Genomic DNA, 21,988 nt, shown 5'->3' on the forward strand with positions numbered 1-21,988 from the left:
AGCTGGCCAACTGGCGCAGGTCGGTGGCCGCGTGGGCGGACGCCCCCCGCGGGGGCCCGCCAGCGCCCGGCGCTGATCGCGAGCTGCGCGTGCAGGCTCGGGGCAAGGGCCGAGTGGGGGCTGCAGGCTCGGGCGTCACGGCTGGGTGGCGAGCTGCGCCCGCAGGCCTGGGTGTCAGGGCTCGAGGGGGCGTGGGGGTTGGCTACGGGTTGGAGGGAGGCAGAGGTGTTCTCGGAGCGTCGTCAGGGGCGTGCACCTGGGAGGGGCCGCCCTCCGGGGGCTCGCCCAGGGAGTCCAGCGCGTCCCGCGCCGCGGGCGCCAGGAGTGGGGAGAAGTAGGGGTTGATCCGCAGCGCCTCACCGATGTGCCGACGCGCCGCCCCGTACCGCTCCAAGGCCCGCTCGATCTGACCCCGGTGGTAGGCGAACACCGCGACCCGCGGGCCCTTGTCCGTCGCCCGCGTCGCGTACTTCAAGGCCTCCTTGTCATCACCGGCCCTGTGCAACGCCCAGCCCAACGCGTCCGCCACCTCCGGACTCCCATGCCGCTTGAACTCCGCACGCAGCCGGTTCACCGCCGCGTCCGCGTCACCGTGGTCCGCCTCGAAGAGGCCGAGGATCCGTTCGTCGTTGACGCCGTTGACCCCCTCCTGCTTCACCCTGGCCCGCAGCACGTCGTACTGCGCCCGGGCGGCCGGGGCCAGCCGCAGCGACTCGTACAACTCGCCCAGCTCCAGGGCGTACTCCGGAGCGGGCTGCTTGACCAGCGCCCTCTGGTAGGAGCGCAGGGCCTCCGACGTACGACCCAGGGCGGCCAGCGCGCGGCCCTTTCCGGCGAGGGAAGGGTGGTGGTCGGGGTCCGCGGCCAGCGCCGCTTCGTAGTAGCGCAGGGACTCCGCCGGCTCGCCCCGTTCCCATGCCAGCTCGCCCACCCGGTACAGGCACACCGCCTTCTCCGCGGGCCCCTCCGCGAGCGCCGCTGCGTCCATCAGCTTCGCCGCCGCGTCCTCGCGCCAGCCGCGGTCGCGGTAGACCTGCCCGGACCGCGCCATCACGGAAGGGAGGTCCGAGTTGAGCTCGCGGAGCGTCTCCAGGGCCTTGCCGACACCCTTGGCGTCACCCAGACCGCTGTACGCGTCGATCAGAGGCGGATACGCCGACCACCGCTTCGGCGCCAGCTCGACCGCGCTCTGTGCCCACTTCTTCGCCCCGCGGAAGTCGTGCCGCGCGTTCGCGAGCGCCGCCATGCCCGTCAGCGCCTGCGCGTTCCCCTCCGGACGGGTCTTGAGAGACGTACGCAGAGCTTCCTCCGCCTTGGGGTAGTACGCGGAGTCCGCGGTCCGCAGGCCCCGCTCGACGTAGGCGGCCCCGAGCACCGCCCACGAATGGTCGTCCCCGGGATGCTTGCGCAGGTGCGCCTCCCGCTCCCCGATCAGCACGGCGAGGTCGGGCAGCGCCGCCGGAGCCCCGGCCCCCGCCGCCGCCATCGCCCGCCCGGCAGGACCGAGCGCGGGCGGCGCCGCCTTCTCGCCCGAGGGCCACAGCGCCACCACGCCGCCCAGCACGACACACCCGACGACGGAGGCGACAAGGATCCGCCGCACGGCGGGGGAGCGGCGCGCGCCCCACGGCGACTCGCTCCAGATGGCGGGCGCGGGCGCAGGACCCTGCTCCTTCTGGGGCACGGACTCGGACCTGGTCTCGATCTCCATGGCGCTCACTGTGCGTCAATAGGAAGAGCACACCTCGGCACACGGACGGGCGTCGCACACGGGTTCACACCGATGGCCGTGGGTGCGAGGCTGTGATCATGAGCCGCACACTCATCGAACGCCTCTGTGTCGGTCGCGAGGGACTCCCCGCCGACGCCGTCCTCACGGACCCCGACATCACATCCTCGTACGCGAACGACATGGCGAGCTTCTGCGACGCGGGCACCCCGGCCGTCGTGGTCCTGCCGCGCACCGTCGAGCAGGTCCAGCACGTCATGCGCACGGCGACGGAGCTACGGATCCCGGTGGTCCCGCAGGGCGCCCGTACGGGCCTGTCCGGCGGCGCGAACGCCAGCGAGGGCTGCATCGTGCTGTCGCTGATCAAGATGGACCGCATCCTGGAGATCAACCCCGTCGACCGGATCGCGGTCGTGGAGCCGGGCGTCGTCAACGCCGCTCTCTCCCGCGCCGTGAACGAACACGGGCTCTACTACCCGCCGGACCCGTCCAGTTGGGAGACCTGCACCATCGGCGGGAACATCGGCACGGCCTCGGGCGGCCTGTGCTGCGTGAAGTACGGGGTGACGGCGGAGTACGTGCTCGGCCTCGACGTCGTCCTCGCCGACGGACGGCTCATGAGTACCGGCAGGCGCACCGCCAAGGGCGTCGCGGGCTACGACCTCACGCGCCTGTTCGTCGGCTCCGAGGGCAGCCTCGGCATCGTCGTCCGGGCGACCCTCGCCCTGAAGCCGCAGCCGCCCCAACAGCTCGTCCTGGCCGCCGAGTTCGGGTCGGCCAAGGACGCCTGTGACGCCGTATGCAAGATCATGGAGGGCGGCCACGTCCCGTCACTCCTTGAACTGATGGACCGTACGACCATCAGGGCCGTCAACGCGCTGGCCCACATGGGCCTCCCGGAGACCACCGAAGCGCTGCTCCTCGCGGCCTTCGACACCCCGGACCCCGCGGCGGACCTCGCCGCCGTCGGCGCGCTCTGCGAGGCCGCGGGCGCCACCCAGGTGGTCCCGGCCGAGGATGCCGCGGAGTCCGAACTGCTGCTCCAGGCGCGGCGGTTGTCGCTCACCGCGCTCGAAGCCGTCAAGGGCACGACGATGATCGACGACGTGTGCGTACCGCGCTCCAAGCTCGCCGACATGCTCGAAGGCGTCGACCGCATCGCCGACAAGTACAGCCTCACGATCGGGGTCTGCGCCCACGCTGGCGACGGCAACACCCACCCCACGGTCTGCTTCGACGCGGCCGACGCGGACGAGGGCCGCCGCGCCCGCGAGTCCTTCGACGAGATCATGGCCCTGGGTCTGGAACTCGGCGGCACGATCACCGGCGAGCACGGCGTGGGCGTCCTCAAGAAGGAGTGGCTGGCGCGCGAGATCGGCCCGGTGGGCCTGGAGATGCAGCGCGCCATCAAGGCCGCGTTCGACCCGCTCTCCCTCCTCAACCCCGGCAAGCTGTTCTGACCCTGGCGTCCGCACGTCCCCCGGTCGCTGTCGCTCGCCCCCGTGGCGGCGGAGCTCACTCACCGTCCTTCGACTCGTCCGAGGGCCAGGGGTCGCGCAGCCACAGCTCGTCGGCGCGGCCCGTGGTCGGCGTGAGCAGCTCGGCCAGGCCGTCGTCGATGCCGAGCCGCTCAGCTTCAGAGCCCGGAGGGACCACCCGCAGCGTGCGCTCGAGCCAGGCGGACACGGCGGGCGCCGGCGCCTCCAGGAGGGCGTCTCCGTCGGGTGAACTCAACGCCATCAGGACGACGCTGCGCCCCTCGACCTTGGTCGGCCAGACCCGCACGTCGCCGTGTCCACAGGGCCTGAACACCCCCTCGACCAGAAGTTCGCGGGCGAACGTCCAGTTCACGGGGTGCTCGGAGCCGATGTGGAAGGCGATGTGGACGGCGTAGGGATCGTCGGTGCGGTAGGTCAGGCGGGCCGGGACGGCGATGGCGCGTTCCGGCGACAGGACGAGTTTGAGCTCAAGCTCGCGTTCCACCACGGTGTGCATGTCGGTGCTGTTCCTTCCTTGTCCGGGACCCTGGAGCGGGCCCGTGCAAGGAGAGAGCGCGGTGGACGCGGAGCATTACGCGGGTTGCGGAAACTTTTTCCATACGTGGTGGATACGGGGCTGAACTGTGCCCGGAAAGTGGTCTGTAGAGCAGGAGCCGCACAGGCGGACGCGAGGGTCTGATAGATGTGGAGCCTCAAAAAGACCCCCGAGCAGATACGGGACGACGGACATGAGCGCCCCAACTCCGGCCCCAGGCGACGACAGGCCCCGCGAAGGCTACTACCCCGATCCGTCCATTCCCGGATATGTCCGGTACTGGAACGGCTCGGCCTGGGTGCCGGGAACCAGCCGTCCCGCCCCGACCGACGGCGAACCGCTCCCCGCACCTCCGGGAACGGCGGCCGGAGCGGCGCCCGCGCCCGCGGAGGAGACCGGGCCGCACTTCTTCGACGAGGAGCCCGTCTTGGCGCCCGAGGCGGCGGGCGGCGCGGTCGACGCCGATGCCTCGCAGCACGGGGCGAGGCCCGAACCCGCCTCCGCGTGGCAGGCGGACGCGGCCCGGCAGACGGGGCTCGGCGGGGAGCAGGACCGGAGGATTTCGTGGGGCGAGCCCGACCAGCGGAGTGCTTCGGGGGCCGGGAGCCCGCGGGACCCCCGTGATCCGCGGGTGCCGAGCGCTTCGACCCCGGCAAAAGCGCCTCCCGCCACGACGTCGCCCGCCCCCTCCGCTTCTCCGTTGCCCTCGCCGTCCCCTTCTCCGGAGGCGAACGGGCCCGGCACCGTGCAGATCCGCGCGATCAAGCCGGGTGCGCCGAAGCCGTCGGACGCGCCCGGCGAGTCAAGCGCACCGCCCAAGCAGGAGCAGCCCTCGGCGGAGGGCGCCGTGACGTTCCGGCGCCCCACGGGCCCCGTGCGGCCCACCGCGGCCTCTCCCGGCACCGAAGGCACCATGGCGATCCGGGCGCTGCGCCCGAAGCCGTCCGGTGTGGCGGCCCAGACTCCGGCGCCCGCGCAGAGCGCCGTACCCCCGCAGGCGGCGGCGCCCGCTCCGGCGCCCGCGCCCGCGCCCGTTCAGCCCACCGTCCCGCAGCAGGGCGGCGCGCCGGGTGGCGCGGCCTCCCCCGTGACCTCGGGGCCTGGCGGCGGTTCGCCCTCGTGGGCGCAGCAGGTGCACCAGCTCGCCGAGGGGGACGCACAGCAGCAGCCCGTCGTGCCGTGGAAGCCGGTGGCCAACGATCCGTTCCTGGCGATGGCGCAGAACCAGGCGGCGGGGCGGCCCGCGGGGCTCGGCAAGCGGTTCGCCGCGCGGCTCATCGACACGGTCGTCCTGGTGGCGGTGACCGGCGCGGCGGCGCTGCCGCTCGGCACGAAGGCCGCCGATCACGTCGACAGCAAGATCGACGCGGCGAAGATGTCCGGCGAGAAGGTCACCGTGTGGCTGCTCGACGGCACCACGGCGGGGTACCTCGGGATGGTCCTGGCTGTGCTGCTCCTCTTCGGTGTCCTCTATGAGGTGCTGCCCACGGCCAGGTGGGGACGCACGCTCGGCAAGAAGGTCCTCGGGCTTCAGGTGCGGGACATGGAGGAGCACGAGACGCCTTCGTTCGGTCCTGCGCTGAAGCGGTGGCTCGTCTACGCGGTGCCGGGGGTTCTGGTGATCGGGGTCGTCGGCGTGGTGTGGGGCCTGTTCGACCGGCCGTGGCGCCAGTGCTGGCACGACAAGGCTGCGGGAACGTTTGTGGCGGGCTAGTCCTGGCACGGGGGCCTTGAGCGCCGTCGCCGTCGGTCACCGGCTTCGCCGGGTTCCTCCGGCGGCCGAGGTCAGGTCATCTCGTCCGCAGGGGCGCAGTCTCCTGGTTAACCCGGACAGCCGCTCGCCGGATGCGAACCCCGGCCCCTCGCGGTCGACTCGGCCCATGAGCACCGAACCGCCGCAATACCCGCCGCCCCCCGACGACAACGACCCCTTCAGGAAGCAGCCCCCGCAGGACGGCGGCTCCGGCTCCCCTTACGGCACGCCGCCGCCACCTCCGCCGTACGGCGGAGGTGGCGATCCCTATGGCGGTGGCGGAGGACCGTACGGCGGTGGCGGCGATCCTTACGGTGGCGGCGGAGGACCGTACGGCGGGGGGAACGACCCCCTCGCCGGTATGCCGCCCCTGGCGGACAGCGGCAAGCGGGTGCTCGCCCGCATCCTGGACATGATCCTCGTCGGCGTGGTCGTCTGGCTGCTCTCGTGGGGCTTCGGCACGAGCGAGCTCGACGTCGACCCGGACCAGGTCGAGTACGGCAAGAGCTTCGGGCAGTCGCTGCTGGCCGCCGTGCTCTTCACCGCGTACGACAGCTTCATGATCTCCAGGACGGGCCAGACCCTGGGGAAGAAGTGGCTGGGGCTGCGGGTCGCGAACCTCAACGACGGGGCGACCCCCACCCTGCAGACCGCGCTCGTCCGCGCGGCCGTCCTCTGGCTGCCGTTCGCGTTCTGCTGCGCCTGCGTCTGGACGGCGATCTGCGGCGGCTGGAGCTTCTTCGACAGGCCCTACAAGCAGGGCCTGCACGACAAGGCGGCCAAGACGGTGGTGGTCAGCACCGGCTGACCGGGGAGACCGGCCGGCACCGGCTGACCGGGAAGACAGCTGCCGCGGCGGCGACAGCGGCGGTTACGGCGGGCTCGTGAACCTCACGGGCCCGCCGGCTCGCGTACGGACTCGGCGAGTACGGGAGCGGAGGCTCGCTGGACCGGGACACGCTCCTCGGTGGCCCGGGTGGCGGGAGCGACGCGTGCGGCCGGTGACGCCGCGGGTTTCGGTTGGGGGACCGTCATCGCCACCAGTAGGCCGAGGCCGAGCGCGGCGACTGCTATCACCGCGATCCCCACCCCCGAGCTGGTCCGGGACAGCAGCAGCATGGCGAGCGTCGAGAAGACGACCGTCAGCGTGCCGTAGGTGACTTGAGCAGGGGTCGGACGAGGCAGCGGCATGGGACGAGGCATGGCGTAATCCGTCCTCGGGACAGCGGATGCGGGGGTGGTCGTGCCCAATGTGAAGCTGTGTATCAATCAAGCTGTATACGAATCAAAGGGCGCCCGGCCAGGGCGACTTGAGATGTGCCGCCTCGCGCTGTAGCGCACCGTCGATTGACTCTATTCCGCTGCATGCCCGACGGGAACGGGCGGTAAGCGTGACCTAACCCACGGTGCGGCAGCACAGGGGGCGCACGGGTTCATGGCGTCCATCAAGTGGACGGTGAGACGCGCCTGTTGACCATGTGGACGGGTGCGTGCATGCGTCCGGATAGCGGACCCCATGGGCTGCATAGTGTACTTGGCCTGTTCAAGTCAAGGTCTGTCTTTTCTCTCGCATCTCCGGTCCAATGTCGTCACTTGTGACGCGTATCGCGCGCGGACCTCCTCCGATCGGGACCTCGGCCCGCCTCCGCGCGGACGCGGGGGAGGACAGCATCAAGTGACAGTCAGAAGACGGACGTTCAGAGCCACCGCGGCTGCCGTGGCGATGGCCGCGGCAGCCGCCACGTTCTCGGCAGCCACCGCGTCGGCCAAGGACGGCGGGCCTGACGGCGCGCCCGCCATCGACCGGCAGGACCCGGGCCGGACCAAGGCGCAGGTCGACCACGACCTGGAGGGGCCCTTCAGCAAGCAGCAGGCCCAGCAGCGCCAGGCGGCCCTCCAGCAGGTCGTCGAGGGTGACGCCAAGGTGCAGAAGCGCGGCGGCTCGCAGGTCGTGAAGCTCGACGACAAGAAGTACGTCGAGCTGGGCCGGGAGAAGACCGACAAGATCTTCACGATCCTGGTGGAGTTCGGGGACAAGGTGGACGACACCACCATGTTCGACCCGGACGGACCGGAGGGCCCCGAGGCGCCGATCAAGAAGTACGGTGGCGCACCCGGGCCGGCGCACAACAAGATAGCGAAGCCGGACCGTGCGAAGGACAACAGCACGGCCTGGCAGAAGGACTACAACCGGAAGCACTTCCAGGACCTCTACTTCGGTGAGGGCAAGGACGCCAAGGGCAAGACCAAGCACTCCCTGAAGACCTACTACGAGAAGACCTCGTCCGGCCGCTACTCGGTCGACGGAGAGGTCTCCGACTGGGTCAAGGTCGACTACAACGAGGCGCGGTACGGCTCCAACTACTGCGGAAGCACCAACTGCGCCAACGTCTGGGACGCGGTGAAGGACGGCGTCACCGCCTGGACCAAGGACCAGAAGGCCCAGGGCCGCACGGACGCCCAGATCAAGGCGGACCTCGCCAAGTACGACCTCTGGGACCGCTACGACTTCGACGGCGACGGCGACTTCAACGAGCCCGACGGGTACATCGACCACTTCCAGGTCGTCCACGCGGGCGAGGACGAGTCGGCCGGCGGCGGCGCCGAGGGCACCAACGCCCTGTGGGCGCACCGCTGGTACGCCTACGGCAACGACGCGGGCAGCACCGGCCCCGGCAACAACAAGGCCGGCGGCACCCAGATCGGTGACTCCGGCATCTGGGTCGGCGACTACACGATGCAGCCGGAGAACGGCGGCCTCGGGGTCTTCGCCCACGAGTACGGCCACGACCTGGGCCTGCCCGACCTGTACGACACCACCGGCAAGGGCGAGAACTCGGTCGGCTTCTGGTCGCTGATGTCGGCCGGTTCCTGGCTCGGCACCGGCAAGGACGCCATTGGTGACCTGCCCGGCGACATGACCGCCTGGGACAAGTTCCAGCTGGGCTGGCTCGACTACGCCAAGGCCAAGGCCGCGACGGTGTCCGAGCACAAGCTCGGCGTCGCGGAGTACAACACGCGCCACCGCCAGGCGCTCGTCGTCGACCTGCCGAAGAAGGCCGTCACCACCACGGTCACCAAGCCCACCGAGGGCTCCAAGCAGTGGTGGAGCGACCAGGGCGACGACCTCAAGAACACCCTGACGCGCTCGGTCGACCTGACCGGCAAGTCCAAGGCCGAGCTCACGCTCGACGGCTGGTGGGACATCGAGGCCGACTACGACTACCTCTACACCGAGGTGTCGACGGACGGCGGCGCCAACTGGACCCCGGTGGACGGCACCGCGGACGGCAAGGCCATCACGCGCGACGCCGGTGACAAGCCCGCGTTGACCGGTGCCTCGGGTGCGTACAAGAAGCTCGCGTTCCCGCTCGACGCGTACGCCGGCAAGAAGATCGACGTCCGTTTCCGGTACTCGACGGACGGCGGCGCGGGCGGCAAGGGCTTCACGGCCGACGCCCTCGCGATCACCGCGGACGGCGCCAAGGTCTTCGAGGACGGCGCCGAGGGCGACGACAACGGCTGGACGGCGAAGGGCTTCTCGCGCATCGGTGAGTCCTTCACCAAGAAGTACGACCAGTACTACCTCGCCGAGAACCGGCAGTACGTGTCGTACGACAAGACCCTGAAGGTCGGCCCGTACAACTTCGGCTTCTCGAAGTCCCGCCCCGACTGGGTCGAGCACTACCCGTACCAGACCGGCCTGATGGTCTGGCAGTGGGACACCTCGCAGAAGGACAACAACACCAGCGCGCACCCCGGCGAGGGTCTGATCCTGCCGGTGGACGCACACGCCAAGCCGCTCAAGTGGGCTGACGGCACCCTGCTGCGCAACAAGATCCAGCCGTTCGACGCGCCGTTCAGCAAGTACGCGACGGACAAGTTCACGCTCCACAACGCGGACGTCGCGCTGAAGATCAAGTCCCAGAAGGGCGTCCCGGTCTTCGACGACCACAAGGGCACCTACTGGTTCAAGGAGAACCCCACGGGAAGTGTCAAGGTCACTGACACCAACACTCAGATCAAGATCGTCAAGCAGCCCAAGGATGGCTCGACGATCACGGTCCAGGTGGGCCCCTCCACGAAGTAATTAGTGTTTTCGCAGGTCAAGCCATGATCGGCCGTTGCCCTCTAGCGGGCGGCGGCCGATCGTGTTTAGGTGCGTCCTGTGGATCTCTTATTGACACGGGGCCCGGCCGTTGTGGTCGAGGACCCCGTGCGACGTCTCACGGGGGTGTGACCAGCCATGTCCGCAGGAGGTTTCAGCAAGCTGCCGAACGGCAGCGTGGTGGTGGCCCTGACCCTGCCGAGTCCGTACGCGGGCGTCGGCAACGTCCGCATGATCGTCCACGCGATGAACCGCGCGAGGGCGCTGACACGCCTGCGGAACCTCGGCATGCGAGCCGTCTATCTGCGGGGCAACGCGGAGCCGCCGACGCCGGACGAGATCACGGCGGTGCTGCACCACCCGGACGGACTGATATGGCGTACGGCGCCGGACGCTGCGGCTGAGCTTTGGCATCCGATCCGGGCCCTGAAGCGGCAGGCGCTCCTGGGCCAGAGACCCGGGCGGCCGGAGGCCAGCACCTCGGGCGTGTGAGGTATCGCTCCGCTGGGGCATGCAGTTGTCGCTGCGGGCCCGGTGGGGGCTGATCGCGCAGTTCCCCGCGCCCCTTACGGGGCGCGGCTACACCACCGGCTTGCCTGTGAGTTCTACGCCCGCCGTCCGTAGCTCCTCCAGGGCCCGTTCCGTGCTCTCCCCGGAGACACCGGCGGTCAGGTCAAGGAGGACCACCGCGCTGAAACCTTCGCGCACCGCGTCAAGCGCCGTGGCGCGCACACAGTGGTCCGTGGCGATGCCCACCACGTCCACCTCGTCGATCTTCCGGCTCCGCAGCCAGTCGGCCAGCGAGACGCCGTTCTCGTCGGCCCCCTCGAACCCGCTGTAGGCGGCCGAGTAGGCCCCCTTGTCGAAGACCGCGTCGATGGCCCCGGACGCCACGACCGGCGCGAAGTTCGGGTGGAAGCCGACCCCCTCCGTGCCCGCCACGCAGTGCGGCGGCCAGGAGCGCACATAGTCCGGCCGGTCGGAGAAGTGGTCGCCCGGCTCGATGTGGTGGTCACGGGTGGCCACCACGTGCCGGTAGCCCGCCGGCGCCTGGCCGATCAGCTCGGTGATCGCGGCGGCCACGTCGGCTCCCCCCGCGACCGCGAGGCTGCCGCCCTCGCAGAAGTCGTTCTGCACATCGACGACGATCAGGGCGCGGCGCATCGGGTGTCCTTCGGCTCGGCAAGGCTCGTAGGCGTTGGGTGAGAGAGGGGACTCGGCCGGATGAACCGAGCGTAGAGACTTCGAACGCGAAGCGGGAGAGGGCGTTCGAACGCACTCTCCTCCGCTCCGGCGCACAATCAGACGTATTCCGTCGGAATGACGGCCTCGCCCTTCGAGAGCTGCGTGGCCGACAGGGGCAGCCGCCCCCGCGCCGCCGCGTGCCGCTCGCGCACGGTGTCCAGTGGTTCGCGCGCCACCACCTCGCCGCCCTTTATCAGCTCGACGAGGAGCTGATGGTCGGCGAGCTCCACCGGCACCGCTCCCGTGCCGATCACCTCGGCCTCGGCGACGCCGTGCTCGTCGGGCCGCCGAGCGGCCCACTTGCGACCGCCCACCGACGATTTGGCGCCCAGCGACTTCTTGGCCACCGGCTCGAGCTGGGCCTTGGGGTCCGCCGAGTGGGCGCGGGCCACCAGCTTGTAGACCATCGAACAGGTCGGGTGCCCGGACCCGGTGACGAGCTGCGTGCCCACGCCGTACGCGTCCACGGGCGCCGCCGCGAGCGAGGCGATGGCGTACTCGTCCAGGTCGGAGGTCACGATGATCTTCGTCTTCGTGGCTCCGAGCTCGTCCAGCTGCTGACGCACCCGGTGCGCGACCAGGAGCAGGTCGCCCGAGTCGATGCGCACGGCGCCGAGCTCGGGCCCGGCGACCTCGACGGCGGTGCGCACGGCCTCGGTCACGTCGTACGTGTCGACGAGAAGCGTGGTGCCGGGGCCCAGGGAGTCCACCTGGGCCTGGAACGCGTCGCGTTCGTTGTCGTGCAGGAGGGTGAAGGAGTGGGCCGATGTGCCGACGGTGGGGATGTCGTAGCGGAAGCCGGCCGCCAGGTCGGAGGTGGTGGTGAAACCGCCGACGTACGCGGCGCGTGAGGCGGCGACGGCCGCCAGCTCGTGCGTACGCCGTGCGCCCATCTCGATCAGCGGGCGCTGACCGGCGGCCGAGGCCATCCGGGAGGCGGCGGCCGCGATCGCCGAGTCGTGGTTGAGGATGGAGAGGATCACCGTCTCCAGGAGCACGCACTCGGCGAAAGAGCCCTCGACGCGCAGTATCGGCGATCCCGGGAAGTAGACCTCGCCCTCCGGATAGCCCCAGATGTCGCCGCTGAAGCGGTACGAGGAGAGCCACTGGAGGGTCTCCTCGTCGACGACACGGCGCTCGCGCAGGAAGCCGATGACGCCCGCGTCGAAGCGGAAGTTCTCCACGGCGTCCAGGACCCGGCCCGTTCCGGCCACCACTCCGTAGCGGCGCCCCTCGGGAAGTCTGCGCGAGAAGACCTCGAAGACGGAGCGCCGGTCGGCGGTGCCGGCCTTCAGCGCCGCCTGCAACATCGTGAGCTCGTAGTGATCCGTGAAGAGCGCTGTCGACGGAACATCCACCGGCAGCCCAAGGTCCGCTGTGTTCATGGGAAGGATGCTACCCGCATCTCGTCACTCTGACGATTTCCTGGGTCCATTTGTGCGCGACGCCCTCGCGGGTGGCAGCATGGGTGGCGTGAGTACGTCCCGCCCGTCTCCCGCCGCCGCCCCTCCAAGGATGGGCTCCGCCCGCTGCACTGTTCCCGCAGAGATCACCCGCCCGGAATCGGACGAAGAGACGTTCGCCGTCCCGGAGCCCGACGTCCCCTGGATCACGCTCGTCCACAACGACCCGGTCAATTTGATGAGTTACGTGACCTACGTGTTCCAGTCCTACTTCGGGTACTCGAAGGAGAAGGCCACGAAGCTGATGATGGACGTGCATCACAAGGGCCGCGCCGTCGTCTCCACCGGCTCCCGCGAGGAGATGGAGCGCGACGTACAGGCCATGCACGGATACGGTCTGTGGGCCACCCTCCAGCAGGACCGGAAGTAGCGACGCATCTGATGCCAGGACAATTCGAAGCCATTCCCGGGGGCGGCGCTGCCGTCGCGCTCGACGAGGTCGAGATCTCGATCATCCGCTCCCTCGCCGTGCAGCTCCTGGAGCTGATCGGTCCGGGCCCGGCCGAGGACGCTTCCGACGACCCCCTCGCGGAGCTGTTCGCGGAGGGCCCGAGCGAGCCGCCCACCGATCCGGTCCTCCAGCGGCTGTTGCCCGACGCGTACGGCGGTCCCGGCAGCGAGAAGGCCGACGAAGACGAACTGCGCGCGTACTCCTCGGAGTTCAGGCGGTTCACCGAGAACGACCTGCGGGCCAAGAAGCGCGACGACGCCCTGGTGGTGATCCGCTCCCTGGACGCCATGACGTCCAAGGGCGAGGGCGGCGCCGTCCTGAAGCTCTCCGCCGACGAGTCGCGGCACTGGCTCGGCGCGCTCAACGACCTGCGCCTGGCGATCGGCGCCCGCCTCGAGGTGACCGACGAGGAGGACACGGACCTGCTCTACCAGCTCCCGGACTCCGACCCGCGCAAGCCGATGGTGATGGCCTACCTCTGGCTCGGCGGCCTGCAGGAGACGCTGGTCGGCACGCTGATCGGTTAGAAGTCACACGGTCGCACACGCAAAGTCGTTGCATAGGGCAGCGGTTACCTCCCGTTCGCTCATCGGACGCTCAAATCCGGATAACGATCAGGTCACTCCAATGCCCGAATTTGATGCGGCGAGGGAATTTTGTCCGCTTCTCTTCGTGGTGTGGGCCACACGCGGCTGAGCCGATCACTATTGCGGCCGTGATAAATCTTCACGACCACTCGGTGACGCCACCCATGTCACCGGTGGCGCTCGGGCCGGCAGACCGCCGGTAGCACTCCATCCATATCCGGGGGGATCAGGACCTGATCCGTGGCCATACGCAGACTGCGGGCACGGATCGGCGTGGAGAAAGGCGTCACCATGACCTCAGTGCAGGTCGAAGAGCATCACGACGGCAATGAGGCCGACGGAGCGGGCGGTTCGTCCGGCACGTCAGGCGAGGGTTATCAGCGCGGGCTCGGGGCCCGGCAGATCCAGATGATCGCGATCGGCGGTGCCATCGGCACCGGCCTGTTCCTCGGCGCGGGCAAAGCCATCCATAAGGCGGGCCCGAGCCTCATCCTGGCGTACGCCATCGCCGGCCTCGTCATCTTCTTCATCATGCGCGCCCTGGGCGAGCTGCTCATGTACCGCGCCGTCTCGGGCTCCTTCTCGGAGTACGCGCGTGAATTCATCGGCCCGTTCTTCGGCTACGTGACCGGCTGGACGTACTGGCTCTTCTGGGTCGTCACCGGCATCACGGAAGTCACGGCGGCGGCCCAGTACATGCAGTACTGGACACACGACGCCATCCCGCAATGGGCGTACGCGCTGATCTTCACGGTCATCCTGTACGGCGCCAACCTGATCTCGGTGAAGCTCTTCGGCGAGCTCGAGTTCTGGTTCTCGATGGTCAAGGTCACCGCGATCATCGGCATGATCCTGATCTGCGCCGGCATCCTCACCATCGGCTTCTCGGACGCCGGTGACACCGCGTCCGTCTCCCACCTGTGGGACCAGGGCGGCTTCTTCCCGAACGGCATCGGCTCCACGCTGATGACGCTGCAGATCGTGATGTTCGCCTTCCTCGCCGTCGAGCTCGTCGGCGTCACCGCGGGCGAGTCCAAGGACCCGAAGACCGTCCTGCCCAAGGCCATCAACACCGTGCCGTGGCGCATCGCCGTCTTCTACGTCGGCGCGCTCATCATGATCCTCTCGGTCGTGCCGTGGACCTCGTTCGAGCCGGGCGTCTCGCCGTTCGTGGCGGCCTTCGAGGAGATGGGCCTGGGCATCGGCGCCGCGATCGTCAACTTCGTCGTCCTGACGGCCGCGCTCTCCTCCTGCAACTCCGGCATGTACTCCACCGGCCGCATGCTGCGCGACCTCGCGCTCAACGGCCAGGGCCCGAAGTTCTTCACCAAGCTGACGAAGAACGGCCTGCCGCTGGTCGGCACCACCTTCTCCGCCACGCTGATGCTGGTCGGCGTCTGGATCAACTACCAGTGGCCCGGCGAGGCGTTCAACTACGTCGTCTCCTTCGCGACCATCTCCGGCATGTGGGCCTGGATCATGATCCTGGTCTGCCAGATCAAGTACCGCCGCAAGGCCGACCGCGGCGAGCTGCCGCAGTCCACCTTCCGGGCGCCCGGCGCTCCGTACACGAGCTGGTTCGCGCTGGCCTTCATCGCGATGGTCATCGTGATGATGGGCATCGACAAGGACGCGCGGATCTCGCTGTACGCGGCTCCGGTGTGGGCCCTGATCCTGGGCATCGGCTACCTGGTCATGCAGAAGCGCGGCACGCAGTCGACGGGTGGCGGCAGCTCCGAGCCGCAGGACGCCATCAAGTCCTGATCAAGCCGTGGTCACCCCTGACCAAGCCCTGATCACCGCCTGATCCCAGCATGTGGGCCGGTCCGTACCACTCTTCGGTACGGACCGGCCCTTCTGCTTATCCTGGCTGCCATGCTGACCCTGACCCAGGCCCTCCACGACCAGATCGTCGCGCACGCGCGCCAGGACCACCCCGACGAGGCCTGCGGTGTGGTCGCGGGCCCGGAGGGCACGGGCCGCCCCGAGCGCTTCATCCCGATGCTGAACGCGGCCCGCTCGCCCACGTTCTACGAGTTCGACTCGGGCGACCTCCTCAAGCTCTACCGCGAGATGGACGACCGCGACGAGGAGCCGGTGATCGTCTACCACTCGCACACGGCGACCGAGGCCTACCCCTCGCGCACCGACATCACGTACGCCAACGAGCCCGGCGCCCACTACGTCCTGGTCTCCACCGCGGACACCGACGGCGCCGGCGAGTTCCAGTTCCGCTCCTTCCGGATCGTGGACGGCGAGGTCACCGAGGAAGAGGTGAAGGTCGTCCAGGCATACTGAGCTTCACCTTTGAGGCGGCAGGACCCAGGAAGCCGGTGCGAATCCGGCACGGTCCCGCCACTGTGACCCCACCCTTCGCGGGCGGGGCAGTCAGGAACTGACCTGCCGCCTTCTTCTCCCACGACGCAGGGGACGCGGAAATCCCCTGGAGGAGGCAGTCCAGTCATGTCCCGACCCGTACGCGTGCTCATCGCCGCGGCCCTGCTCGCCCCGCTCGCCGCGTGTTCGTCCTCCGAAGGACCGGAGTCGCAGTCGGCGGCCCAGGCGCCCGGCTTTCCGTACACGGTCACGAACTGCGGCGTGAAGACGACGTACGAAGCGCCCCCGAAGCGCGCCGTGACGATGAACCAGCACGTGACGGAAGTGATGCTGGAGCTGGGCCTGAAGGACCGCATCGCCGGGACGGCTTACCTCGACGACAAGGTCCTGCCGAAGTACGCGAAGGCGTACGCGGACACCCCGGTCCTGGCCAAGGAGTACCCCTCGTACGAGAAACTCCTGGCCGCCGACCCCGACTTCGTCTACGGCGGCTACGCGAGCGCCTTCCAGGCGGGCGAGGGCCGCAGCCGCGCGGCTCTGGCGAAGTCCGGCATCGACAGCCGCCTCAACGTCGAAGGCTGCGCGAAGCGGGCCGTGACGATGGACGACGTCTACAAGGAGGTCCGCGAGGTCGGCAGCACGTTCGGAGTGCGACCGCGGGCCGACAAGTGGGTGGGCGAGGCGAAGCGCCAACTGGCGGCCACGGCAGGGGAACTGAAGTCCGAGAAGCCGGTCCCGGTCTTCGTCTACGACAGCGGCGACAAGACCGCGTTCACGGCGGGCGGCCGGGGCATCGGCAACGACATCATCGAGCGGGCGGGCGGCCGCAACGTCTTCGCCGACCTCGACAAGGCCTTCGGCGACGCCTCCTGGGAGTCGGTGGTCGACCGCAAGCCCGAGGTGATCGTGATCCTCGACTACGGCGGCACGACGGTGGCCCAGAAGAAGAAGCGCCTCCTCGAAGACCCCGTCCTCGCGGACGTCCCCGCCATCAAGAACAAGCGGTTCGCGGTCCTGCCACTGTCGGACACGGTGGCGGGGGTGAGGGCACCGGGGGCGGTGGAGAAGCTGGCGGACCAGCTGTGAAGAGGCAGGGGGTTCAGCCCGTCCGGCGTTTGAGGACGAACTCGGCGAAGCCGGTGATGACGGCAACCAAGGCCCCCGCACCAGAGCGGCCCGCGGCGGAGCCGCACATGTCACAGCCGGGAAGGGGCGGGGTTGGGGAAGGCCCCGCCAGGGTCACACCGACCCGCAGACGACTGGGCTACGCGACAGTCATCGCGGCGCTCTGCGCAGCCCTCGCGGCGGCGATCGTCGCAGGCCTCGCGCTGGGCTCCGTCAGGATCCCGGCGCCCGACGTCCTGGAGATCCTTACCGGCGGCGCGGAACCCTCCCCGTTCCGCACGATCGTGCTGGACGTCCGCCTGCCCCGGGTCCTGCTCGGCGCGGCCGTAGGCGCGGGGCTCGCCGTCATCGGCACCGTCCTCCAGGCCCTGGTGAGGAACCCGCTGGCCGACCCCTTCCTCCTGGGCGTCTCCTCCGGCGCCTCCGCCGGAGCCGTCGCCGTCATCGTCCTCGGCAGCGTCTTCGGCCTGGGCGCGGGCCTGGCCACGACCGTCACCATCCCGGCCGCGGCCTTCGCGGGCGCCCTGCTCTCCCTGCTCGTCGTCTACACCCTGGCCAGATCCGGCGGCGGATTCGCCACCGGCCGCCTGATCCTGGCCGGGGTGGCCGTCTCGTACATCCTCTCCGCCCTGACCAGCCTCATCCTGATCACGGCCGACAGCGCGGACCACCTCAAGGAAGTCCTGTACTGGACCCTCGGCGGCCTCGGCAGCGCCCGCTGGGACATGCTCGCCCTGCCCGGCGCCGCCCTGATCGCGGGCACGGCGCTGCTCGTCGCCCTGGCCCGCCCCCTGGACCTGCTCCTGGTCGGCGAGGAGGGCGCCACCGTCCTCGGCCTGGACACCGCCCGCTTCCGCGCCGCCGTCTTCGTCCTCGCCTCGCTCCTGACCGGCGTACTCGTCGCGTACAGCGGAGCCATCGGCTTCGTCGGCCTGATGGTGCCGCACGCGGCCCGGATGCTCGTCGGCGCCGCCCACCGGGCGCTCCTGCCGGTGGTGGCCCTGATGGGCGCGGTGTTCCTGGTGGCCGCCGACCTCGCCGCACGCACGGTGGCGGCGCCGCAGGACATCCCGGTCGGCGTCCTGACCGCGCTGACGGGCGGCCCGTTCTTCCTCTGGATGCTGCGAAAGAACCGTACGGAGGCAACCGCGTGAGCCACCCGGCAGCAGTAGCAGTACTCCGCACCGAGTCCCTCTCCTACCGCGTGGGGGACAAGACCCTCGTCGACGCCGTCACCCTGCACGCCGACCAAGGCGAGACCATCGGCCTCGTCGGCCCCAACGGCAGCGGCAAGACCACCCTCCTGCGCTGCGTCTACGGCACCCTCTCGCCCACCGGCGGCCGTGTGCTCCTGGACGGCGACGACCTGGCCGCCCGCTCGGCCAAGGACCGCGCCCGCCGCATCGCCACCGTCCCGCAGGACGGGCACACCGGCTTCGAGCTCACCGTCCGGCAGATCGTCGCCATGGGCCGCTCCCCGCACAAGCGCTTCTGGGAGGCGGACACGGCCGAGGACGAGAAGCTGGTCCTCGCGGCCCTGGAACGGGTCGGCGCCCACGGCCTCGCCCACCGCGCCTTCGCCGGGCTCTCCGGCGGCGAACGCCAGCGCGCCCTCGTGGCGAGGGCGCTGGTGCAGGAGCCCGGAGTCCTCGTACTGGACGAACCGACCAACCACCTGGACATCCGCTACCAACTGGAGATCCTCACCCTGGTCCGCGACCTCGGCACGACGAATCTCCTGGCCCTGCACGACCTCAATCTGGCGGCCTACTACTGCGACCGTCTGTACGTCCTCGACGCAGGCCGCCTCGTCGCGTCAGGGCCGCCGAAGGAGGTCCTGACCAGCGAGCTCCTGGCCGAGGTGTACGGGGTGACGGCCGAGGTCTCGGTACACCCCGCGACCGGGGCGCCGACGGTCACCTATCTCCCGCCATCCACGTGATGGACGCAATCCGTCCACGATGCGAGATCACATTCCAGAACCCGGACCGGGAATCGATACGATGACCGCATGGTTCCCCACGACGTGAGCGACAAGATGCCGGGCATGCTGCTCGTTGCGCGTCTGCACGTCGATTTGTGCAGGCTCTCCAGCGCGATCTGTTCGCGCTGACAGCCGCCGCCGTACGGCCGTGAGCCGCGGCGCACCCCCGCGTAACGCCCTACGCACCCGCACCCAGGCACCCGCACTTACGCACCAGCACGACCGGGCCGCCGCGCGCCCACCCACGTGACTTCTCCCGACAGGAGCCCAAGCCATGGCCATCGAGGTCCGCATCCCCACCATCCTCCGCACCTACACCGACGGCGCCAAGGCCGTCGAGGGCAGCGGCGACACCCTCGCCGAGCTCTTCAGCGACCTCGACTCGCGGCACGCGGGCATCGCCGAGCGACTCATCGACCCGGCGAACGGGGACAAGCTCCGCCGCTTCGTCAACGTCTACCTGAACGACGAGGACGTCCGCTTCCTCGACGGCATCTCCACCAAGCTCACGGACGGCGACAACGTCACGATCCTCCCGGCCGTCGCCGGCGGCATGGTCTGATCGCGGATGCCTCGCTACGACTCCCCGCTGGCGGCCGTGGGCAACACGCCCCTCGTCCGCCTGCCGCGCCTGTCCCCGTCCGCCGACGTCCAGATCTGGGCGAAGCTGGAGGACCGTAACCCGACCGGTTCCATCAAGGACCGCCCGGCGCTGCACATGGTCGAACAGGCGGAGAAGGACGGGCGGTTGACACCCGGCTGCACGATCCTGGAGCCGACGTCCGGCAACACCGGCATCTCGCTCGCGATGGCGGCCAAGCTCAAGGGCTACCGCATCGTGTGCGTCATGCCGGAGAACACCTCGCAGGAGCGGCGCGACCTCCTCACCATGTGGGGCGCGGAAATCATCTCGTCCCCGGCGGCCGGAGGCTCCAACACGGCGGTACGCGTCGCCAAGGAGCTGTCGGCCGAGCACCCGGACTGGGTCATGCTCTACCAGTACGGGAACCCGGACAACGCGGGCGCGCACTACGCGACGACCGGCCCCGAGATCCTCGCGGACCTCCCCTCCATCACCCACTTCGTGGCGGGCCTCGGCACGACGGGCACGCTCATGGGCGTAGGCCGTTTCCTGCGCGAGCAGAAGCCGGACATCAAGATCGTCGCCGCGGAGCCCCGCTACGACGACCTCGTGTACGGGCTGCGGAACCTGGACGAGGGCTTCGTCCCCGAGCTGTACGACGCGTCGGTCCTGACCACCCGCTTCTCGGTCGGCTCGGCCGACGCGGTGACACGGACCCGCGAGCTCCTCCAGCAGGAAGGGATCTTCGCCGGAGTCTCCACCGGAGCCGCGCTGCACGCGGCGATCGGCGTCGGCAAGAAGGCGGTGGCGGCCGGAGAGACCGCCGACATCGCGTTCGTGGTGGCCGACGGTGGCTGGAAGTACCTCTCCACCGGCGTCTACACGGCGCCGACGACCGAGGAAGCCATCGAAACGGTGCAGGGCCAGCTCTGGGCGTAGGGCCCGTCAGGAGGGCCCTAGCCGTCCGACGCCACCGGACGACCACCGGCATCACCACGTACATCTTCAAACGGGGAACCCCACGACGGGCTGGACAGGACATGTCCAGCCCGTCGTGGGGTTCCGCCGCTCTAGCCCGCCAGGTACCTGACCTGATCCCACAACGCCGGATCCACGATCCCCGCCCGCCTGCGGAACTCCCACACCGGCACGTCCCGCAGCTCACCGGTCTCCAGGAAACTGGGGCGGCCCCGCGCGTCCCCCACTGATCCCGGCGGCAGCGGGATCACCCCGGCCCGCTCGTCCTGGTACTTGCTGGTGATCTTCGCGACGACCGCGCTCTTCCCCCGCACCGACAGCACCAGGCACGGCCGGTCCTTACCGCCCGGACCGTCCTCGTACGGCACCCGCGCCCACCAGATCTCCGCCGGTTCCGGCGCCGGCAGCCGGCGCCGCGGGCCGCGCGGACGGCCCGGCGGCCGAGTGGTCCGCCCGCGCGGACCGCGGCCCCCGCGACCCCAGCCGTCCACCACAGCGGCGACCACGGCGAGTACCACCACGGCGCCCAGGGCAAGCCACCACGACGTATCCATACCGCAGACGGTACCGGCGCACTCCCCGCCCCGCGCGCCCCCCGAACCGGTGACAGCGCAGGTGAGTTCTCCCACAACGGCCCTCGACGGAGGAGCGACCGGCCCTTTTGCGCCTTACGCTCGACGGACCGCAGAACTCCTCGAAGAGCCTCTCGCAAGCCCTTCGCGAGCCCCCGCAAGGCCCCCGCACAACCCCCGTTTCGCCCCCGGAGGTTTCCGCTCCATGAAGCTCACCGTCGTCGGCTGCTCGGGGTCGTTTCCGTCCGCGGACTCGGCCTGTTCGAGCTACCTCGTAGAGGCCGACGGCTTCCGGCTGCTGCTCGACATGGGCAATGGCGCCCTGGGCGAGCTGCAGCGCCACGTCGGTCTGTACGACCTGGACGCGATCTTCCTCAGCCATCTCCACGCCGACCACTGCATCGACATGTGCGCCTACTTCGTGGCGCGCTACTACCGGCACGACGGCGGCCGCTGCGCCCCCATCCCGGTCTACGGACCCGAGGGCACCGAACAGCGCCTGACCACCGCGTACGCCGACACACCCTCGGCGTCCTCGATGAGTGAGGTCTTCGACTTCCACACCGTCAAGCCGGCCACGTTCGACATCGGCCCCTTCTCGGTCCGTACGGAGAAGGTGTGCCACCCCGTCGAGGCGTACGGCATCCGCGTCGAACACGGCGGCAAGTCCCTCACGTACTCGGGAGACACGGGGGTGTGCGCCGCGCTCGACGAACTGGCCGCGGACACCGACCTGTTCCTGTGCGAAGCGGCCTTCACGCACGGCAAGGAAAACATCCCCGACCTGCACCTCAACGGCCGTGAGGCAGGCGAGTCCGCCCGGCGCGCGGGCGCCGCGCGCCTGCTCCTCACCCACATCCCACCGTGGACGGACCCCCAGGCGAACCTGGCGGACGCCCGGTCGGTGTACGACGGTCCGGCCGAACTCGCGGAGGCCGGACGGGTCTACGAGATCTAGGGCCCTCCTGACGGATCTCCGCGGCGTCGCTGGACCCGAATGCCTCACCGCAAGCCGCGGCACACGACAAAGCCCCGCACC

22 protein-coding genes and 1 riboswitch are annotated in these 21,988 nt (G+C 69.9%); of the genes, 16 read left to right on the forward strand and 6 right to left on the reverse strand.

Translation table 11 applies throughout. The features are described from left to right. Positions 1-202: 202 nt before the first annotated feature. Positions 203-1,711 carry a tetratricopeptide repeat protein gene (locus AB0I94_RS11760; RefSeq protein WP_363309336.1) on the reverse strand — a complete coding sequence of 503 codons (1,509 nt, stop codon included), beginning with the start codon at positions 1,709-1,711 and terminating at the stop codon, positions 203-205. 98 nt (positions 1,712-1,809) lie between these two features. Here AB0I94_RS11760 and AB0I94_RS11765 point away from each other — a divergent pair, with 98 nt between their 5' ends. Then, positions 1,810-3,189, forward strand: a complete 1,380-nt coding sequence (locus tag AB0I94_RS11765; RefSeq protein WP_363309337.1) for an FAD-linked oxidase C-terminal domain-containing protein — start codon at positions 1,810-1,812, stop codon at positions 3,187-3,189. Positions 3,190-3,244: 55 nt separating this feature from the next. Here AB0I94_RS11765 and AB0I94_RS11770 read toward each other — a convergent pair whose 3' ends face one another. Then, entirely contained in the window at positions 3,245-3,724 is a 480-nt protein-coding gene (locus AB0I94_RS11770; protein ID WP_363309338.1) for an SsgA family sporulation/cell division regulator, read from the reverse strand. Positions 3,725-3,956: 232 nt separating this feature from the next. Here AB0I94_RS11770 and AB0I94_RS11775 point away from each other — a divergent pair, with 232 nt between their 5' ends. Further along, entirely contained in the window at positions 3,957-5,477 is a 1,521-nt protein-coding gene (locus tag AB0I94_RS11775; protein ID WP_363309339.1) for an RDD family protein, read from the forward strand. 166 nt (positions 5,478-5,643) lie between these two features. Beyond that, positions 5,644-6,324 (forward strand): RDD family protein, encoded by a 681-nt coding sequence (locus tag AB0I94_RS11780; RefSeq protein WP_363309340.1) that lies wholly within the window; start codon positions 5,644-5,646, stop codon positions 6,322-6,324. Positions 6,325-6,407: 83 nt separating this feature from the next. Here the strand turns inward: AB0I94_RS11780 and AB0I94_RS11785 are convergent, their stop codons facing one another. Then, positions 6,408-6,701 carry a hypothetical protein gene (locus AB0I94_RS11785; RefSeq protein ID WP_363309583.1) on the reverse strand — a complete coding sequence of 98 codons (294 nt, stop codon included), beginning with the start codon at positions 6,699-6,701 and terminating at the stop codon, positions 6,408-6,410. Between the two features lie 490 nt (positions 6,702-7,191). Between AB0I94_RS11785 and AB0I94_RS11790 the strand changes: the two genes are divergently transcribed. Together AB0I94_RS11790 and AB0I94_RS11795 are read left to right on the forward strand one after the other, a co-directional pair. Next, the gene (locus AB0I94_RS11790) at positions 7,192-9,606 is read left to right on the forward strand and encodes an immune inhibitor A domain-containing protein (protein ID WP_363309341.1); all 2,415 of its coding nucleotides are present in this window, start codon (positions 7,192-7,194) and stop codon (positions 9,604-9,606) included. 156 nt (positions 9,607-9,762) lie between these two features. After that, positions 9,763-10,116: a hypothetical protein gene (locus tag AB0I94_RS11795; protein WP_363309342.1), complete on the forward strand. Its 354-nt coding sequence runs from the start codon at positions 9,763-9,765 to the stop codon at positions 10,114-10,116. An 87-nt stretch (positions 10,117-10,203) separates the two neighbouring features. Here AB0I94_RS11795 and AB0I94_RS11800 read toward each other — a convergent pair whose 3' ends face one another. Both AB0I94_RS11800 and AB0I94_RS11805 read right to left on the reverse strand, forming a co-directional pair. After that, entirely contained in the window at positions 10,204-10,788 is a 585-nt protein-coding gene (locus AB0I94_RS11800) for an isochorismatase family protein (protein ID WP_363309343.1), read from the reverse strand. A gap of 137 nt (positions 10,789-10,925) precedes the next feature. After that, positions 10,926-12,254: a nicotinate phosphoribosyltransferase gene (locus tag AB0I94_RS11805; protein WP_363309344.1), complete on the reverse strand. Its 1,329-nt coding sequence runs from the start codon at positions 12,252-12,254 to the stop codon at positions 10,926-10,928. Between the two features lie 130 nt (positions 12,255-12,384). Between AB0I94_RS11805 and clpS the strand changes: the two genes are divergently transcribed. The 10 genes from clpS (at position 12,385) to AB0I94_RS11855 (ending at position 20,338) form a co-directional block, all read left to right on the forward strand. Then, on the forward strand, positions 12,385-12,702 hold the full coding sequence (clpS, locus tag AB0I94_RS11810) for an ATP-dependent Clp protease adapter ClpS (RefSeq protein WP_363309584.1): 318 nt from the start codon (positions 12,385-12,387) through the stop codon (positions 12,700-12,702). Between the two features lie 11 nt (positions 12,703-12,713). Next, complete coding sequence (locus AB0I94_RS11815) at positions 12,714-13,310, forward strand: DUF2017 domain-containing protein (RefSeq protein ID WP_363309345.1); 597 nt, start codon at positions 12,714-12,716, stop codon at positions 13,308-13,310. A 351-nt stretch (positions 13,311-13,661) separates the two neighbouring features. Beyond that, a complete protein-coding gene (locus tag AB0I94_RS11820; RefSeq protein ID WP_363309346.1) occupies positions 13,662-15,134 on the forward strand; it encodes an amino acid permease in 1,473 nt (490 codons plus the stop codon). 111 nt (positions 15,135-15,245) lie between these two features. Further along, positions 15,246-15,668, forward strand: a complete 423-nt coding sequence (locus AB0I94_RS11825) for a M67 family metallopeptidase (RefSeq protein ID WP_363309348.1) — start codon at positions 15,246-15,248, stop codon at positions 15,666-15,668. Next, a riboswitch (cobalamin riboswitch) is annotated at positions 15,632-15,789 on the forward strand. Its footprint overlaps the gene before it by 37 nt. A gap of 44 nt (positions 15,790-15,833) precedes the next feature. After that, complete coding sequence (locus AB0I94_RS11830) at positions 15,834-16,793, forward strand: ABC transporter substrate-binding protein (RefSeq protein WP_363309349.1); 960 nt, start codon at positions 15,834-15,836, stop codon at positions 16,791-16,793. 107 nt (positions 16,794-16,900) lie between these two features. Beyond that, a complete protein-coding gene (locus AB0I94_RS11835) occupies positions 16,901-17,986 on the forward strand; it encodes an iron ABC transporter permease (RefSeq protein ID WP_363309350.1) in 1,086 nt (361 codons plus the stop codon). Further along, positions 17,983-18,774, forward strand: coding sequence for an ABC transporter ATP-binding protein (locus tag AB0I94_RS11840; protein WP_363309351.1), 792 nt, complete (start codon positions 17,983-17,985; stop codon positions 18,772-18,774). Before AB0I94_RS11835 ends, AB0I94_RS11840 begins: the two co-directional genes overlap by 4 nt. Before the next feature lie 69 nt (positions 18,775-18,843). Beyond that, on the forward strand, positions 18,844-18,945 hold the full coding sequence (locus tag AB0I94_RS11845) for a putative leader peptide (RefSeq protein ID WP_336605789.1): 102 nt from the start codon (positions 18,844-18,846) through the stop codon (positions 18,943-18,945). A 145-nt stretch (positions 18,946-19,090) separates the two neighbouring features. Next, entirely contained in the window at positions 19,091-19,378 is a 288-nt protein-coding gene (locus AB0I94_RS11850) for a MoaD/ThiS family protein (RefSeq protein WP_363309352.1), read from the forward strand. 6 nt (positions 19,379-19,384) lie between these two features. Next, the gene (locus AB0I94_RS11855; RefSeq protein ID WP_363309353.1) at positions 19,385-20,338 is read left to right on the forward strand and encodes a cysteine synthase; all 954 of its coding nucleotides are present in this window, start codon (positions 19,385-19,387) and stop codon (positions 20,336-20,338) included. A 131-nt stretch (positions 20,339-20,469) separates the two neighbouring features. On the opposite strand, the gene AB0I94_RS11860 is transcribed toward AB0I94_RS11855, so the two are convergent. Beyond that, the gene (locus AB0I94_RS11860; RefSeq protein ID WP_363309354.1) at positions 20,470-20,931 is read right to left on the reverse strand and encodes a type II toxin-antitoxin system PemK/MazF family toxin; all 462 of its coding nucleotides are present in this window, start codon (positions 20,929-20,931) and stop codon (positions 20,470-20,472) included. A gap of 223 nt (positions 20,932-21,154) precedes the next feature. Here AB0I94_RS11860 and AB0I94_RS11865 point away from each other — a divergent pair, with 223 nt between their 5' ends. Continuing rightward, entirely contained in the window at positions 21,155-21,907 is a 753-nt protein-coding gene (locus AB0I94_RS11865; RefSeq protein WP_363309355.1) for an MBL fold metallo-hydrolase, read from the forward strand. Positions 21,908-21,988 lie beyond the last annotated feature (81 nt).

The organism is Streptomyces sp. NPDC050147, from assembly GCF_040660195.1.
Taxonomy (GTDB): domain Bacteria; phylum Actinomycetota; class Actinomycetes; order Streptomycetales; family Streptomycetaceae; genus Streptomyces.

Coding starts and splice junctions, on each gene's coding strand:
- AB0I94_RS11760 (WP_363309336.1), bottom strand. CDS start 1,711: ATGGAGATCGAGACCAGGTCCGAGTCCGTGCCCCAGAAGGAGCAGGGT.
- AB0I94_RS11765 (WP_363309337.1), top strand. CDS start 1,810: ATGAGCCGCACACTCATCGAACGCCTCTGTGTCGGTCGCGAGGGACTC.
- AB0I94_RS11770 (WP_363309338.1), bottom strand. CDS start 3,724: ATGCACACCGTGGTGGAACGCGAGCTTGAGCTCAAACTCGTCCTGTCG.
- AB0I94_RS11775 (WP_363309339.1), top strand. CDS start 3,957: ATGAGCGCCCCAACTCCGGCCCCAGGCGACGACAGGCCCCGCGAAGGC.
- AB0I94_RS11780 (WP_363309340.1), top strand. CDS start 5,644: ATGAGCACCGAACCGCCGCAATACCCGCCGCCCCCCGACGACAACGAC.
- AB0I94_RS11795 (WP_363309342.1), top strand. CDS start 9,763: ATGTCCGCAGGAGGTTTCAGCAAGCTGCCGAACGGCAGCGTGGTGGTG.
- AB0I94_RS11800 (WP_363309343.1), bottom strand. CDS start 10,788: ATGCGCCGCGCCCTGATCGTCGTCGATGTGCAGAACGACTTCTGCGAG.
- AB0I94_RS11805 (WP_363309344.1), bottom strand. CDS start 12,254: ATGAACACAGCGGACCTTGGGCTGCCGGTGGATGTTCCGTCGACAGCG.
- clpS (WP_363309584.1), top strand. CDS start 12,385: ATGGGCTCCGCCCGCTGCACTGTTCCCGCAGAGATCACCCGCCCGGAA.
- AB0I94_RS11815 (WP_363309345.1), top strand. CDS start 12,714: ATGCCAGGACAATTCGAAGCCATTCCCGGGGGCGGCGCTGCCGTCGCG.
- AB0I94_RS11820 (WP_363309346.1), top strand. CDS start 13,662: ATGACCTCAGTGCAGGTCGAAGAGCATCACGACGGCAATGAGGCCGAC.
- AB0I94_RS11825 (WP_363309348.1), top strand. CDS start 15,246: ATGCTGACCCTGACCCAGGCCCTCCACGACCAGATCGTCGCGCACGCG.
- AB0I94_RS11830 (WP_363309349.1), top strand. CDS start 15,834: ATGTCCCGACCCGTACGCGTGCTCATCGCCGCGGCCCTGCTCGCCCCG.
- AB0I94_RS11835 (WP_363309350.1), top strand. CDS start 16,901: ATGTCACAGCCGGGAAGGGGCGGGGTTGGGGAAGGCCCCGCCAGGGTC.
- AB0I94_RS11845 (WP_336605789.1), top strand. CDS start 18,844: ATGGTTCCCCACGACGTGAGCGACAAGATGCCGGGCATGCTGCTCGTT.
- AB0I94_RS11850 (WP_363309352.1), top strand. CDS start 19,091: ATGGCCATCGAGGTCCGCATCCCCACCATCCTCCGCACCTACACCGAC.
- AB0I94_RS11855 (WP_363309353.1), top strand. CDS start 19,385: ATGCCTCGCTACGACTCCCCGCTGGCGGCCGTGGGCAACACGCCCCTC.
- AB0I94_RS11860 (WP_363309354.1), bottom strand. CDS start 20,931: ATGGATACGTCGTGGTGGCTTGCCCTGGGCGCCGTGGTGGTACTCGCC.
- AB0I94_RS11865 (WP_363309355.1), top strand. CDS start 21,155: ATGAAGCTCACCGTCGTCGGCTGCTCGGGGTCGTTTCCGTCCGCGGAC.